The organism is Pseudomonas sp. CG7 (assembly GCF_023701885.1).
Lineage (GTDB): Bacteria > Pseudomonadota > Gammaproteobacteria > Pseudomonadales > Pseudomonadaceae > Aquipseudomonas > Aquipseudomonas zanjanensis.
In genome coordinates, this window is sequence record NZ_JABAEE010000019.1 from 12,860 (window position 1) to 27,190 (window position 14,331).

A 14,331-nucleotide genomic window follows, 5' to 3' on the forward strand; every position below is an offset into this window, starting at 1 on the left:
CCGTGGCGAGGGAGCTTGCTCCCGCTCGGCGGCGCAGCCGTCGTAAAGCGGCTGATGCGGTTTTTCCGGAGAAATGCGTCAGCCTGTTTTGGGGCGGCTTCGCCACCCAGCGGGAGCAAGCTCCCTCGCCACGGGGTTGGTGGTGTAGCGGCTAGCGTGGGTCGACGTTATCCAGCACACGGTTGGCCAGCATTGAACTCAGTTCGATCAGTTGCTGGATGCCGAGGGCAATGTGGCGGCGGGGGCCTTCGCGGTCGAAGGCCAGGTTGCTGATCATCGCATCGGCGGATGCCAGGTTGTCGCTGAGGTGGGCGCGCAGGCATTCGTTGTCCGCTTTTTTTGACACGGTGAAGAGCTGGTCCGGTTTGGGTGCATCTTCGGACTTTTCCGGCTTCGGTCGCAGGTAGTAATCCAAGGCGCGCTTTTCTGCGTCATCTTGTTTCTTCGTCTTGGATTGAGCGGACGCAGAGGTGCGCTCTGCTTCGGGGGGATTCGGTGTTGGCTTGAACATGTGCTGATACTCCATGGTTAAGCCGCAACCTCTTCCCTACTAAAAGAAGGGTGGCGGCTGTACGCAGGTTAGTAGACCGGGGAGATCAGCATTGCCGGCGCGCCGAAGCGCCCTGCGCACAGCCACCATCAAGGACAGGTTAGAAACCTGCTTGGATGGAGAGCTCATGCATCCTACTGACACAACCTCGGGCTACTAAACCCGACCACTGATGGGCAGTGGCAGGGAAACGATAGAACCCATGAGCAAGGCGCACAAGCGGGCGGATTCTGGCGTAGTTGTAGGCAATGGCGCAAGGATTCGTAGCTGGGTGGAAGCGTTGCGGCGGGAGAATAAACAAGCCTTGGTAATGCCCAGGAATCGGGGCGATGGAGCTTGCCCTTGCTCGGGGGCGCAGCGGTTTTTCTGTAGGAATGTGCCCGCCTCTATTGGGGGCGCGGCGCAGCCCAGCGGGGCGGTGCGGCGTTTCACTGAATCCCCTCGCCACAAAATCGGTGCCCACCACCAATCCCCTGTGGGAGCGAGCTTGCTCGCGATGGCGCCACCACGTTACATACCCAATTCGAAGGGGACGCGTTCGAACTACACCCGCTTGCAACTCAGACCTTGATACCTTTAAGCCATTGATTCACTTGCCCGCAATCAAAGATCGTCGGGTCGAAGATTTCCCCATACCACTCCACCGTAGCGCCGTGCTCGGGATGTCCGGGGTCGGCCATGGCCTCTAAAAACATTTCGTAACCAGGCCCTCCACCCACGTCTTCCGGTGGGCAGGCATTGGCACCTTCGATGCAATAAGGCACTTGAGGACAAGCAGTAGCGGGTAATGTTTTTTCGACCTTGATACGGTGATGCCAATCATCACCAAAGTCATAAAGATAATTGAATGTCCGTTTTCCGTTTAGTGCCTTGATCAGTGTTTTACGAGCTTCCGGATTCACCGGCGGCCCCCAGCCATCAGGGTCGGGCATGCCGTAATTCGCACCGGCAATTTCAAATTCATGCAAATGGTAGTCGCTCCAGCCCATCACGATCTGGATCACGTGATGCAACCTGCCCAAGGTAATGTTTTCAGGCACTGCGAACCGACGCCAAATCGTGGGAGTCATCCACTTCAGCTCGATGTGCAGCAGCAACAAGTCACGCTCGGGCTTTGGCAGGCGAACAGTTTTAGTCATGGGTCAGGCAGCCTCGCTGTGTTTTTTGAGTTTGAGAGTTACACTCCAGCGGTCATGCCAGAGTGCAGCTTCAAGGTGATTGAACAACCTGAAGTCAGGCCATTTGAGCTTCGATTTCTGCGAGCAAGCCTTGAATCAAGCCTGCCGCATAACGTTGTGCGCTGATCAGATCGTCTTCATGGTCGCTGCCATGAAACCGTGCGTATGCGACTGCTCCGACCTTTTCAAAACCATCGCTGAATTTATCGTCGCCAAAGCGCCGGGCCAATGCAGCCAACCCATCGCTCACGGCCTCTCCATGCTGTCCCGAGCGAATTCGCTCAACAAAGAGCCCGGCAACATTTTCAAGTGAGCCTGAGTACCGAACTACATGGATGAGATCCGCTGCATCCTTGTTCTCTTGCCGCTGATCGAGCGCAATAGCTTTCAGAATCACGAATGCAGGCACGTCTGCAAAACGTATGATGTCGACCGACATTCCTCCACCGTCGAGCAGTTGAGCACCGACCTCTTTTTCTTGATACCAGTCGTGCACGATTTTGGCGTGTTTAATGGTCAGTGCTGAGACCTGCTCGCCGCTGACGCTTACGGCCTTTCCAGGTTGCTCGTCACCGGCATCACGCAGTAGCTCGACAACGACCTCAATATGCTCATCAACTGGTCTGCGCCATCTCCAAGACGTTGGCTTTCCATCCTCGACCCAACGTGAAAACCCACGCGCCTTCAACTGATCGGCAAGGCTGGCATATTCGTCGCCGGTCGCCAGGACTTCTAGGTTCAGCACAATGTCTACATCAGACGTACCCGCATGCATTGGCACGTCTGGTGGTGCCTCTGGAGTCAGGTAGCGAGGCACTAGGCCGCCGATTAAACGCAATGTGTCCTTCAAATTACCAAATGCACTGAGTAGCGTGAGTAGGGTCCTCTCACAAGCGTTCGTTACATCAGCGTCGTACCCCGCGGCCGTGCGGGGTTTCAGTTCCTTGACCATTCAACCTCCAAGATTTTCCTGATGTGTTCAGCCAGCTCTTTGTTTCGCCCTCGACCGTCAAGTAGATCAAGATAAAGAATGTATGGGCTTACAAAATATGCAGGGTATTCGGGATGGCGCTGCCTAAACAGCAAGCTAGCGCCATCACGCTCTGTGATGGTTACGTTCGACCCTTTTTTTGCGGGCTTTAGCCTGAGCATATCCGCTATGTTCCCCGCATACCCTTTAGGGACAATCAGGTCCACAGCGTCTGTGCTTGTTAGCAATGGTGCGAATACGTTGCCAGCAGCGGTCCCTGTGAATGCCCATGGAAAATCGATCTGCTTTTCGGCAACAGTTTCTGCAACCCGTGCAAGCAGGTGCTTTGGGCTTTCCACAAACGTATGCCAAGTGGATGAATTCTCACGTGCCCGTGCCTGCCATTGCTCGGCCCACGCGTCGAGTAACGCTCCTGGGTTGACCAATCGTCTGCGTCGGGTTGGACCTCCACCTACGGACTCGCACCATTCGCGCTGAGTCAGCTCTTGAAGCACCAGGGAGCACGTGTACTGAGAGGTCTCTGCTAAATTTGATAGCTCAGTGCCCGTCAGCCATTCATGACTGTGCACTAGCAGCGAATGAATGACATTTTCGCGAGCGCCTGTAAAAAGCTGTAACGCTCGCCTTGAGGCGCTGGGTTTTGATGGCCGCTGTATATCAATTAGCCAAGATTCATGCTTGAGATAGAGGCTTCCACCTAGCTCAAAAAATGCGATGTCTCTCTCTTTCAGTTCTTTTTTTGCGCCAGGGCTCAGCGACTCCGCTGCAATCATCCGGACACTGTCAACATCGTGGAGTCGATTTCGTTCAAAACTGTCCAGGCGCCAGACTGCATCTCGGATGTCCCGAGGGTAAGCACTGCCAATGACCTCGACGAGTATCTTTAAATCTTTAGCTGAGGTGCTCAGTTCGATCACACCATCGGGAGCTGCGGCTAGACCATGCCCTGAGTGCACTTTAACGCGCGCCTCGTGACCAAAAGCGGCGGTGAGACTGTGCCCTAAGCTGTCCAAGACCTGACTCTCAAGCTTGGAGTCCCAATCATGATGTCTTTCCATCTCTTAGCTCCTTTCCGGTCTTTAGCTGCCCAGCAAAATTCTCCCCTTAGAGCTATATCTTAGCTTAAAACGGATTTTTAGCTGGACAGCTAAATATATGATTTAGGCTAAAGATAGATCATTTTTTAAGCTAGTAAGGCTCTGGCGAACTAGGATGGGCTTGCAGCCAATAAGACTATTGGCGTCCCAGCTCAGACCATTGGATGGACCTGCGCCGGTCAACTAACGGAATCGAGATCCAACGTATACGATTCACCAATCGCGTACCCATGAGCGTCACGGATCAGCTCACCGGCGTCATCCAGAGCCGGCGCCATTGCCAGTGGCTCGGCCACTCTGTTCTCCGGATGCGCCTGCCAGCGAGCCAGGTTTTGTGCCAATTGCTCAGGTTGTTCCGACAAACTCCCATAGACATCTTTTTCGCTGACCGACGTGGTGCACAGCGTGGCTAGGCGCGCGCGCGTGTTGTGCATCTTGTCGACTTCTCGGATGAGCGCAATGTTGATGGCGCTTTCGCTACGCCCATTGGGTGCGCCCCGTCCCGCCATGCGACGCTCTTCATCACGCAACTGTTGGGTAATCCGTGCCAGCGCATTGTCGATCCATTCATATTCGCGTTTTGTCGCCAGCGTGCTTCCGCTGATCTGCGCTTCCTGCCAGCGTCGCAGAGTCGCCCAACAAGCGGGGATGTAGCTGGGTACCATGAAGTGATCACCGGTCTGGATGAGTTGGGCCAGCAATGCCGGACGGTTTGGCAAGCCATGTTTATGCTCAAGGGCCACTTCGCAGGCGGCGTGTTGGGTGATGGTGTCGCAATGGGGCATCCACAGGATTGAAGAGCGCTCCTTGCGATCGAACTCCACCGGCAGGAAGTGCCGCAAGATGCCGTGGTGTTCGTAGGGCTCGCCCGTCAGGTTAGTGATGCCCGCCACGAACACGGAAAGGCCGACCGGTACGTTGGCGAATGCAAGGGCCAACCCCGTGCCATAAACACCGCTCTTGGTATTCATCCAACTACCGGGCACGCTGGGTATCGGGTCGTTGTGGTTGACCATTCGGTAATGCACCAGGGCTTCGGCGTTTTTTGTAAAGGTAGCGTCGGCTGCGCGAGGGGCGCCGTAGGTGTAAAGCTGGAGGGTGTAGCCTTCTGGTCTGCGCCGCAGCATTTCTGAAAGGAGTAACGCTACCGCACCGCCCAGGCTGTGGCCGCATATCAGCAGTTTTTGCCCGGCGTAGAACCTGTCCAGATAGCTCGTCACGAAGGCCGCAGTTTTTTTGGCGGCGCCATAGAACCCTCGATGCACCTGGCCGACACCTTCTTCAAACGGCACTTGGAGCGCATCGGCGTCGCGCAGGAAATCGGCGGTTTGCTGGGTGCCACGTACTGCTATCAGGATCAGTTCGTCGTTGTGGGTGATGTAGGCCTGGGTGTCGGTGCTTTCTTGCTTGTCGGTGTCATCGAGAAAATGGACTTTGGCGGGATGTTCCTGATGTACACCCAATTCCGGATCGTTGGCCGCGTAGAGGGCCGGGTCGAATGGCACGATCTCCAGGCGTTTGGAGTAGGGCACGTCTTCATAAAGTGGGTAATAGGGTTTTGTCTGCTCCGGATAGAACTCCCCGAGTTCTTCGAACTTGGCCAACGCATCCGCGAACCAATTGCCCACGCTTGGTTGCTTGGTGAAGCTCAGCGGCGTTGTTATCGGAGCCTTGCCAGGTGTTTGCCCGAAGGGGCAGTAGGTCAAGGTCGACATGAGCGCCAATTGATACAAGTTGAGCGCGCAGAATTCAGGGGCGGTGGACAGCATGGGGCGTAAGGCGCGCAACGGGCGAACTTCCAGCACAGTGTGTTTTTGCGGCATCAGCGCTACGCCGAGCCTGCCATGTTCACCCATCAGGCGTGCCGGCCCCGAAGGGGCTGGGTAATGGCGGTACACCTCGGGGGGCAAATGCGCGACATGCTTGACCAGGTGCCGTACTTCCACTTGGAAGTAATCGTCTGCACAGGCTTGTGCGGGATTTTCCCGGGTGCGTGTGGCGTTTGGGTTCAGGTAGCGGGTTTGCTCGGCGCGGACTTGTAGTTCGGTGATTTGGAGGGGGTAGTGAGTTCTACGTTGAAGCTCGATATAAAACTTCTCCTGCCCTTGATACGGTTGTTCAAAGGCAAGGGCAAGCGGCCCTGCGTAGTGGTTGATGACCTTGCCGATGCCCATGGCATCCAGGTTGCCTGAGTATTGTTGTCCTTCCGAATCGGTCGCCATATAGGCCAGTCCCGCATAGGGCTCGCCAGAGCCCAACTCATCGACGAGCTGAAAACTGGTCCATCTACCCCCGACAGGACAGGCCAAATTGCGCCTGCTTAGCCTCGACTCCAATTCCTTTTGAAACGACGTCATACGCGATCTCCTTATTCCGTACAACCGGGGTAAATAGTGCATTTGCGCCCATCGGGCATCTGAAAGCCGCTGAAGTCTTTGTAATTACCGAAACAAAATGCGTATGGATCTTCGAAGTTCTCGCCCATGCAGCGTTTCCAGCCGTTGGGCACCTTCACCCAGGTATCACCCATGTAGGGCTTCTCTTCGCGGGCCAACTTGATCTTCATCCTCACGGTTTTACCCGGCAGTTGATCAAGGGTGTACGCCGAGAAAGGACGTCCACGGCCAAGCTCGCCTTGTAGGTTGGTTTTTTTGCAGTCAAGAATTTTTCTGAGAATGCGGGGCTTGCCTGAGGTGCGGAACAACCATTGGCATTGGCCGTAAAAAGTGCTTTCACCCGCTTCGCTGAACGTGCCTTTGTATTGCGCTTCCAGGTCATCGCGAATCACGACGTTGGCTGAATCTTGACTGATATCGCTCCAGTCCTTGCCATAGGCGGAGTTGATTTCTAGCTCAATGCGGCTGATCACCAGCGGGCAACCCATACGGGTTCGGCGAATAACGATTTCGGAATCGGGTTTGTATGCCTTCCGCCACTCCCTGTTGAATACCGGCGCTTTGTTATACCGGGTCTCGACGGCGCAGGTTTCGCTTGGGGCGGGCACGTAGTACACCGCTGCTTGGTAGGCAAAGCCAGGCGGCAAATCCGCCGTAAAAATAAAGGTGTTCAGTTGTCTGTCGGCACAACCTGTCGTGAGCGCCAGGCAGCCGCTCAAACCCGCCATTCGCAGGGTATGTTTCATCGCGACGTATCTCCTTGCCAGGACGCCGTCATCAGGAGTACCCGTTCAAAATGCTCGTCGGGGCTTTCAGCTGATCGTACTTGCCAATACGGCGCCGGCGCCTGGGCGGGTGCTTGCAGGCGCTGGGTCAGTAAAAACTCCAACTGCTCGGGCGCCCGCCACTGCCAGGCCTCGGCCTGGTCGAGCGTGGCACGCAACCACGCCTCCGGCTTTTGTTGCTCGGCCAGTGTTGCGAAGGCCTGGACATGCTCGGCCAACAGGAAGCGACGGGCATTGAGGAGCCGAACCTGCATCGCTTGTTGCGGGGTAACGGGCACCTGCAGCCAAAGAGGCGAATCAGGCACCGGATAGGTTCCTGGCGCCGGGTTATGCGTGCTTGACCAATGATGGCCCTGCCAATAGCAGACACTGATCGCTGGTCCGAGGTAGGCCGGATAGTCTTCAACGGACAGGTGCTTGAGCGCCCGGGACAGTACACGGTTGTCATGGAAGCGGTACAACGCCTGATGGGGGCGCTCTCCGATGATCAGCCGTTCCCGCCAGTGCTCCACCAGTGTAGGCAGCCGCCCTTTGGGAAGGCTGGCAAACCATCCCCAGTGGCTGTCCGGTCGGTCGAGCAATTCATTGATGTGTTCGTCGCCGGGCCGATCGAAGTTGAAGACAAAGGGGCCGGCGTCAGCGAGGTCAGCAACCAGCGTTTGGCCGTACACGCTCAAGTATTGGTCGGGACGACTGTTCTTGAGCAATGTCTGGCGCGTGGGGTGCTCATGTTCTGAGTCCAGGACGAGGCACAGGGCGTGGCCGAGGCGTTGCTGTTCGATCAACCATTGATGGGGGAGTGAGCGAGTCATGCGGCGGCGACTTCCATTGCGCAGAGACCCTCGCGGCAGGCCTCGCAGATCGGACAAAAGTCCAATCCCGCTGCTTTGCTGGCTGTTATCAGCGCGCGTTGAGTGGGAGCGAATACTGGGGCTGGAGCCGCCAAGGGATCGGTCAAACCGGGTCTGAATGATGAGGCAGTGGCGCCGGCCATGGGGGCGCCGCCGAGTTGGATTTCACTGCTGCTGTAGATACCACTGTGGTCGATCACGATGTGCTGGCCCCCGGCTTTCAAACTGAGGGTTGCGCCTGCTTCAAGGACCACATGAGCGCCTGCCTTGATATGTATCTGTTGTCCGGCCTCGACGGCCAGTGTCTGATCGACACGGGTGTGGCGGTTGGCGACGCGCAGGTAGTCATTGCCTTCGACTTGGACCGTGCGGTCGGCGGCCGTGGTCCGATGCTCTTCGGCGTGCAGGACAGTGATGCTATTGCCCTTGATGGTTTCCCGTCGCTCGTTGCCAATCTCCAATCGGCTGTCGTTTTCGATTTTCTGTTCCATGTCACGCTGAGCTCGCAAATAGATCAGTTCCTGACCTGCGCGATCTTCCAGATGCAGCTCATTGAAGCCCTTGCCGTCCGGTGAGCTGCGAGAGCGAAACACGGTACGGGTCTTGTGCGCAGGCAACGGGTAGGGCGAGGCATTGGCGCTGTTGATCAGGCATCCGATGATCAACGGCTTGTCGGGATCGCCCTCCATGAAGGCCACCAATACCTCCATGCCCACCCGCGGGATCGTGGCGCCCCCATAGCTGTTACCCGCCCAGTTGGAGGCGACTCGCAACCAACAACTGCTGCCGTCATCGACTTGTCCCGCACGATCCCAAAAGAACCTGACCTTGACCCGACCATACCGGTCGCAGTGGATATCTTCGCCCAGGGGGCCGGTGACGATTGCGGTCTGACTGCCGGATATACGTGGCTTCTTATAGACCCGCTGCGAACGGAAGATCGCGTCCCAAGGCGTGGCAACGAAGCGATTGCGATAGCCCTGATTGAAGCGGTCTTCAGCCTCGCCAGCGTTACTGGGGGTGATTTCCCCCAGCACTTGCGGCTGTTTGCCTTTGTGATGCACTTCGGTCAGGAGCCATAGATCATTCCATTCCTGGCGAGGGTGCTCACTCAATGTCAGGAAGTGCCCCGTCCTCAATGCTGGCTGATCACTCTTTCCTTCGGCCTGGCGGTAGTCGGCGCGATGGCGTTCCAGGGCTCTCTGGCTCAATAATTTGCCGCGTTTTTCCTGGTTAAAGTCGCCCGGATAATCATAGGCTTCCAGGTCTGGCTGAACGTTTTCGACGCCGGGCTGACAGCTGCTCTCCAACAGGAATGTCGCCTTCTCGAAATCGTCATCACGGCGGGTGACGCGGCTGGTCCGGGTCTCCAGTCGCAGGCCAAATCGGTGGATGACCGGCTCGTCGTCAACCATGCCGCTGCCGTGTTTATAAACAGTGCGGTGCTCAAGCCGGGGAAATACGGTCTGGTTATCACCAAATACCAGGTGATGGCCCGACTCACTGTGCTGGAAGTGATAATGCAGGCCCTCTTCGTGACACAGGCGCTCAATGAAGTGCAAGTCGGATTCGTGATACTGCACACAGTAGTCACGAGGTAGATAACTCGTACTTAACTGGAAACGATGGGCATCGGTGAGAATGCCGTGTTCTTTGAGGATCGATGTAATGATCTGCGGAACACTGGCGTGTTGGAAGATGCGCTGGTTGGTGCGGTTCTCCAAGTAAATCAGGCGTGGCATTAATGTTATTGCGTAATAAGTCAGCCTTTTGCCTGAATCGCCTTGCGCAGCACGATAAATCACCCCGTGGACACCGCCTCCCTGTTTATCAAATGCTAGAAAGGCCTGTTTGTTTAATAAATGTTCCAGGTTTATATCCCATTGTTCGCTGACAAGTTCAATGTCGAATGAATAGGGGGTGCTGATGGCTTCTGAACCTTCGAAGGCCAGGACTTGGAAGTCGTGCGTGAGGTCACGGATCGTAAGGCGGAAGTTGGACAGATCAAAGGTGGGTAACATGGCGAACGTCCTTGGGTTGTGGCTTTAGCTCCTGATTCCATTGAAGCAGACTTGGCGGATGATCGCGTAGGCCCCGGTAAAAAAGGAAAGGGATGTAGGAATTTTCTTCATTGATCAACGAGATTGCGACAGAAATAATTTGAAGCGTTTTGTCATTTTTTGAAAGGTAAATTCATCATCTCCAATACTGGCTCGACGTGGGAAATTTCACTTGGAGTCCATTTGTTTTTGTTTCTTTAAAAAAAGGAAAGCTCCTACTTTTTTATTCTGAAAACCTTGGCATTCTTCGCGGCGTTCGGCAGGTAAGAGAGCGGTGAGTGTTTGGGGCGAGGCGGCTGGATTGTATTTGGCGAAATCTCCTACAAACGAAGCTGAATATTTACCTTGAATAACCATGCTGTCCAAACAACCCATGCCACTAGCAGAACTTTCAGGGGGGTAAATGTCATATTCCGAAAAACTGTCCGTCCATTATTTGTTGCTCGCCAAGACTCCCGTTTCCAAGGACAGTTTTGCGGGTTCGGACGTGCGTTTTTCAAATGAATACGAAGCCTTGGGAAGCGAGGTGGGCAAAGCCCAGTCGATGCACGAAAGTGGTCAGGTCGACTGGACGAAGGTCCTTGAGGGAAGCGAAGCGCTGTTGCGGACCCAGTCGAAGGATCTACGTGTGGTGGCTTGGCTGGTTTGGGCGCGGTATCAGCGAGAGTCGTTCCAAGGGCTGCTGGCGGGTCTCGGTCTTTTGCAGCACTTATGCAAGCACCATTGGCTGGATATCCACCCGCTCAAGAATCGAACCCGTGCCGCCAGCTTCAATTGGCTGTTGCCTCGCCTGGAGCAAGCGTTCGGCGATGACATTGCGATCAAGGAGCAGTTGCCGATGTTCCGCCATCTGGCGGAACAACTGGAAGGCCTCGATGCCGCTTGCACCGCCCAATTGGGTGACGACGCACCTCTGCTGCTGCCGCTGTGTCGGCGCCTCGACAGTATGATCCAGCGAGCCACCGAAAACCGGCCGCAGCCTGGTGCCATTGGAACGGTTGTGGCTCAGGTAAAACAGGTTGCCACCCAACTGCTCCCGCCCGGCTCTCCGATCGAAAACGAAAAAGAAGCCCACAAGGCCCTGCGCGCCCAGCAGGAAGGTGCGCGTCCATTATGCGCCTGGTGGCTCAAACAAAAAGCGCCTGACGCTCGTGCCCTGCGCCTGAATCGCACCATGCTCTGGCTGGCCATCGATGTATTGCCCGAGCGCAATGCCGAGCAGGTCACCCAGCTGCGCGGCCTGCCGGCGGACAAACTCAAGATTTATCAAGATCGATTCCAGCAGGGTGATTACGCAGACCTGCTTGTGGAGATCGAGGCGAGCCTGGCGACGGCACCGTTCTGGTTCGATGGCCAGAGGCTTGCCTGGGAATGCCTGCAAGGGTTGAACGCCGAGTTGGCCATGCGGGAAGTGGAAGTCCATTTTGCGTTATTCATCCAGCGCCTGCCGGGCATTATCGAATTGCGCTGGCATGACGGTACGCCGTTCGCCGATTCGGCCACCCGGAGTTGGATCGCTGCCCAAGTCAAGCCTCACCTGCAGAGTCCCGGCGCGGCACCCACGGCCGATGTCGCCGACAACCTTGCGCCTTGGGAAGGGGCGCTGAAGGAGGCCGAGGCGATCCTGCGCAACGACGGTCTCAAACCCGCCGTTAAGTTGCTCAGGCAAGGCATGCAAAGCGCCAATGGGGCGCGCGAGCGATTCCTTTGGCACTTCGCGTTGGCTCGTGTGTGCTTTTCGGCCAGGAAATACGAACTCGCCAAGGTCCAGTTGGAGGCCCTCGATCAGACGCTACGAAACGCAGGCCTGAATGCCTGGGAGCCGCTCTTGGAGCTGCAGGTGCTGCACCTGTTGCATAGCTGCTGCGAGCTGTTGCCACAAAACCACTCTGTACGTGAATGCAAGGAAGAGACCCATCGCAGGTTATGTCACCTCGATCTGGAACGGGTCATTGAATAGGCCTCCGGGTCCCAAATTGAAAGAAGGAGAAAATCATGGCCAAAGAAGGCTCGGTCGCCCCTAAGGAACGTATCAACGTTACCTTCAAGCCTGCCACCGGCGGTGCCCAGGAAGACATTGAACTGCCGTTGAAACTGTTGGCGATCGGTGATTACACCCACCGTTTGGATGAACGCAAGGTCGAGGATCGCAAGCCGATCGGCATCGACAAAATGACCTTCGACGAAGTGTTGGCCAAGCAAGAGCTGAACCTGACCCTGAGCGTACCGAATCGTCTCCAGTCAGAGAGCGGCGCTGAGGAGCTGCCTGTACAGCTGCGCTTGAACTCGATGAAAGACTTCAATCCGGCGAGCCTGGTCAAGCAAGTACCGGAACTCAGCAAGCTGATGGCGCTGCGCGAGGCGCTGGTGGCACTCAAAGGGCCGTTGGGCAACGCGCCGGCGTTTCGTAAAGCCATCGAAGGCGTACTCGCCAATGACGACTCCCGCCGCCGCGTATTGGATGAGCTGGGCCTGGACACCACAGCGAAGAGCGCTTGATTTCTTTCAGCCAAGGAAGCCGAAACATGAGTACCCATGCAGTACAGCAGCAGAGCCAGGACAACGCGGACTACAGCATTCTTGAAAGCATCATCGCCCAGACCCGTCTGACTCCGGACGATGAAGCCTACGACATTGCCAGGCGCGGTGTGTCTGCATTCATCGAAGAGCTGCTCAAGCCGCAAACCAGCGGCGAGCCGGGCAAGAAGGCCATGGTTGACCGCATGATCGCCGAGATCGACGCCAAGCTCAGTCGCCAGGTGGACGAAATCCTCCACCACCCGCAATTCCAGGCGTTGGAATCGGCGTGGCGCGGTTTGCAGTTGCTGGTGGACCGCACCGACTTCCGCGAAAACATCAAGATAGAAATACTCAATGTGTCCAAGGACGATTTGCTGGACGACTTCGAGGACTCACCGGAGGTCATGCAGTCGGGCCTGTACAAGCACATCTACACCGCAGAGTACGGCCAGTTCGGTGGGCAACCGGTGGGCGCGGTCATCGCCAACTACTACATGTCCCCAAGCTCGCCGGATGTGAAATTGATGCAGTACGTGTCCAGTGTCGCCTGCATGTCCCATGCGCCATTCATTGCTGCGGCCGGTCCGAAATTCTTTGGCCTGGAGAGTTTCACGGGACTGCCGGACCTCAAGGACCTGAAAGATCATTTCGAAGGCCCGCAATTCGCCAAGTGGCAGAGCTTTCGTCAATCGGAAGACGCTCGCTATTTCGGCCTGACCGTCCCGCGCTTCCTGTTGCGCAACCCATACGATCCGCAAGAGAACCCGGTCAAGTCGTTCGTCTACAAGGAAACCGTTGCCAACAGCCACGAGCACTACCTGTGGGGCAACACGGCGTACGCGTTCGGCACGAGGCTGACCGACAGCTTCGCCAAATTCCGCTGGTGCCCGAATATCGTCGGCCCACAAAGCGGTGGCGCAGTCGAAGACCTGCCGTTGCATCACTTCGAAAGCATGGGCGAAATCGAAACCAAGATCCCGACTGAAGTACTGGTGTCCGATCGTCGCGAATACGAATTGGCCGAGGAGGGCTTCATCTCCCTGACCATGCGCAAAGGTAGTGACAATGCCGCGTTCTTCTCCGCCAGCTCCGTGCAGAAATCAAAGTTCTTCGGTAACAGCGCCGAGGACAAGCATGCAGAGCTGAACTACAAGCTCGGCACCCAGTTGCCTTACATGATGATCGTCAATCGCCTGGCTCATTACTTGAAAGTTCTGCAGCGCGAGCAACTGGGGTCCTGGAAAGAACGCACGGACCTGGAGCGTGAACTCAACAACTGGATCCGCCAGTACGTGGCCGACCAGGAGAACCCAAGTGCCGAAGTCCGTGGCCGTCGTCCGCTGCGTGTCGCGAAGATTGTGGTCAGTGACGTGGAAGGTGACCCGGGCTGGTACCGCGTCGGCCTCAATGTAAGGCCGCACTTTAAGTACATGGGCGCCGATTTCACGCTGTCACTGGTTGGCAAACTGGACAAGGCGTAAGCACCCATGACTTACGGCAGTCTTTTCGAACGACTGGCTAGTGATTCTGAAAAGCGCAGGGGTTTGAGCCGCGAGGTTTGCGTTGTCACATCCGTTGCTGCGCATCTGGCCAAGATGCTCAGTACGCGGGCAGGTAGCGTGCAGACACTCGCGGATTATGGACTGCCGGATCTCAATGACATGCGCTTTAGCCTGCACGATGTCGGGAGCCAAGCCCGCAAGGCAATCGAGACCTTCATCAAGGCCTACGAACCACGTTTGCGCGATGTCTGTGTCGTTTTAATGCCGAGCAACGCCGATCAACTTCGCCTGTCCTTGCGCATCGACGCGTTACTGGATGTGGACGGGACCAGGCGACAGGTCAGTTTTTCCGCGCGCCTGGACGGCAGCGGTCAGGTCAAGGTCAGACAAGGATAGCCACT

At 56.4% G+C, this 14,331-nt stretch carries 13 protein-coding genes; 4 read left to right on the plus strand and 9 right to left on the minus strand.

Translation table 11 applies throughout. From position 1 onward, the window contains the following. Positions 1-151: 151 nt before the first annotated feature. The 9 genes from HGO40_RS10400 to HGO40_RS10440 form a co-directional block, all read right to left on the minus strand. Complete coding sequence (locus HGO40_RS10400) at positions 152-511, minus strand: DUF6124 family protein (protein ID WP_250962956.1); 360 nt, start codon at positions 509-511, stop codon at positions 152-154. A gap of 599 nt (positions 512-1,110) precedes the next feature. After that, positions 1,111-1,689: a plasmid pRiA4b ORF-3 family protein gene (locus tag HGO40_RS10405; RefSeq protein ID WP_250962910.1), complete on the minus strand. Its 579-nt coding sequence runs from the start codon at positions 1,687-1,689 to the stop codon at positions 1,111-1,113. A 94-nt stretch (positions 1,690-1,783) separates the two neighbouring features. After that, positions 1,784-2,680, minus strand: a complete 897-nt coding sequence (locus tag HGO40_RS10410; protein WP_250962911.1) for a hypothetical protein — start codon at positions 2,678-2,680, stop codon at positions 1,784-1,786. After that, entirely contained in the window at positions 2,665-3,777 is a 1,113-nt protein-coding gene (locus tag HGO40_RS10415; RefSeq protein WP_250962912.1) for a type IV toxin-antitoxin system AbiEi family antitoxin, read from the minus strand. The genes HGO40_RS10410 and HGO40_RS10415 overlap by 16 nt, the downstream gene beginning before the upstream one ends. A gap of 218 nt (positions 3,778-3,995) precedes the next feature. Next, positions 3,996-6,173, minus strand: a complete 2,178-nt coding sequence (locus HGO40_RS10420; RefSeq protein WP_250962913.1) for a lipase family protein — start codon at positions 6,171-6,173, stop codon at positions 3,996-3,998. Positions 6,174-6,184: 11 nt separating this feature from the next. Then, complete coding sequence (locus HGO40_RS10425) at positions 6,185-6,958, minus strand: hypothetical protein (RefSeq protein WP_250962914.1); 774 nt, start codon at positions 6,956-6,958, stop codon at positions 6,185-6,187. Further along, positions 6,955-7,809 carry a DUF4123 domain-containing protein gene (locus HGO40_RS10430; protein WP_250962915.1) on the minus strand — a complete coding sequence of 285 codons (855 nt, stop codon included), beginning with the start codon at positions 7,807-7,809 and terminating at the stop codon, positions 6,955-6,957. Before HGO40_RS10430 ends, HGO40_RS10425 begins: the two co-directional genes overlap by 4 nt. Next, positions 7,806-9,869 carry a type VI secretion system Vgr family protein gene (locus tag HGO40_RS10435; RefSeq protein ID WP_250962916.1) on the minus strand — a complete coding sequence of 688 codons (2,064 nt, stop codon included), beginning with the start codon at positions 9,867-9,869 and terminating at the stop codon, positions 7,806-7,808. Before HGO40_RS10435 ends, HGO40_RS10430 begins: the two co-directional genes overlap by 4 nt. Positions 9,870-10,076: 207 nt before the next feature. Then, positions 10,077-10,274: a hypothetical protein gene (locus tag HGO40_RS10440; protein ID WP_250962917.1), complete on the minus strand. Its 198-nt coding sequence runs from the start codon at positions 10,272-10,274 to the stop codon at positions 10,077-10,079. Positions 10,275-10,311: 37 nt separating this feature from the next. Between HGO40_RS10440 and tssA the strand changes: the two genes are divergently transcribed. The 4 genes from tssA to tssE are packed head-to-tail and all read left to right on the plus strand — an operon-like array spanning position 10,312 to position 14,326. Beyond that, complete coding sequence (gene tssA, locus HGO40_RS10445) at positions 10,312-11,868, plus strand: type VI secretion system protein TssA (protein ID WP_250962918.1); 1,557 nt, start codon at positions 10,312-10,314, stop codon at positions 11,866-11,868. Between the two features lie 35 nt (positions 11,869-11,903). Continuing rightward, positions 11,904-12,407, plus strand: a complete 504-nt coding sequence (gene tssB / locus HGO40_RS10450) for a type VI secretion system contractile sheath small subunit (RefSeq protein ID WP_250962919.1) — start codon at positions 11,904-11,906, stop codon at positions 12,405-12,407. Positions 12,408-12,433: 26 nt separating this feature from the next. Continuing rightward, positions 12,434-13,909 (plus strand): type VI secretion system contractile sheath large subunit, encoded by a 1,476-nt coding sequence (tssC, locus tag HGO40_RS10455; protein ID WP_250962920.1) that lies wholly within the window; start codon positions 12,434-12,436, stop codon positions 13,907-13,909. 6 nt (positions 13,910-13,915) lie between these two features. Beyond that, a complete protein-coding gene (gene tssE, locus HGO40_RS10460; RefSeq protein WP_250962921.1) occupies positions 13,916-14,326 on the plus strand; it encodes a type VI secretion system baseplate subunit TssE in 411 nt (136 codons plus the stop codon). The last annotated feature ends 5 nt before the right edge of the window (positions 14,327-14,331 follow it).

Coding starts and splice junctions, on each gene's coding strand:
- HGO40_RS10400 (WP_250962956.1), bottom strand. CDS start 511: ATGTTCAAGCCAACACCGAATCCCCCCGAAGCAGAGCGCACCTCTGCG.
- HGO40_RS10405 (WP_250962910.1), bottom strand. CDS start 1,689: ATGACTAAAACTGTTCGCCTGCCAAAGCCCGAGCGTGACTTGTTGCTG.
- HGO40_RS10410 (WP_250962911.1), bottom strand. CDS start 2,680: ATGGTCAAGGAACTGAAACCCCGCACGGCCGCGGGGTACGACGCTGAT.
- HGO40_RS10415 (WP_250962912.1), bottom strand. CDS start 3,777: ATGGAAAGACATCATGATTGGGACTCCAAGCTTGAGAGTCAGGTCTTG.
- HGO40_RS10420 (WP_250962913.1), bottom strand. CDS start 6,173: ATGACGTCGTTTCAAAAGGAATTGGAGTCGAGGCTAAGCAGGCGCAAT.
- HGO40_RS10425 (WP_250962914.1), bottom strand. CDS start 6,958: ATGAAACATACCCTGCGAATGGCGGGTTTGAGCGGCTGCCTGGCGCTC.
- HGO40_RS10430 (WP_250962915.1), bottom strand. CDS start 7,809: ATGACTCGCTCACTCCCCCATCAATGGTTGATCGAACAGCAACGCCTC.
- HGO40_RS10435 (WP_250962916.1), bottom strand. CDS start 9,869: ATGTTACCCACCTTTGATCTGTCCAACTTCCGCCTTACGATCCGTGAC.
- tssA (WP_250962918.1), top strand. CDS start 10,312: ATGTCATATTCCGAAAAACTGTCCGTCCATTATTTGTTGCTCGCCAAG.
- tssB (WP_250962919.1), top strand. CDS start 11,904: ATGGCCAAAGAAGGCTCGGTCGCCCCTAAGGAACGTATCAACGTTACC.
- tssC (WP_250962920.1), top strand. CDS start 12,434: ATGAGTACCCATGCAGTACAGCAGCAGAGCCAGGACAACGCGGACTAC.
- tssE (WP_250962921.1), top strand. CDS start 13,916: ATGACTTACGGCAGTCTTTTCGAACGACTGGCTAGTGATTCTGAAAAG.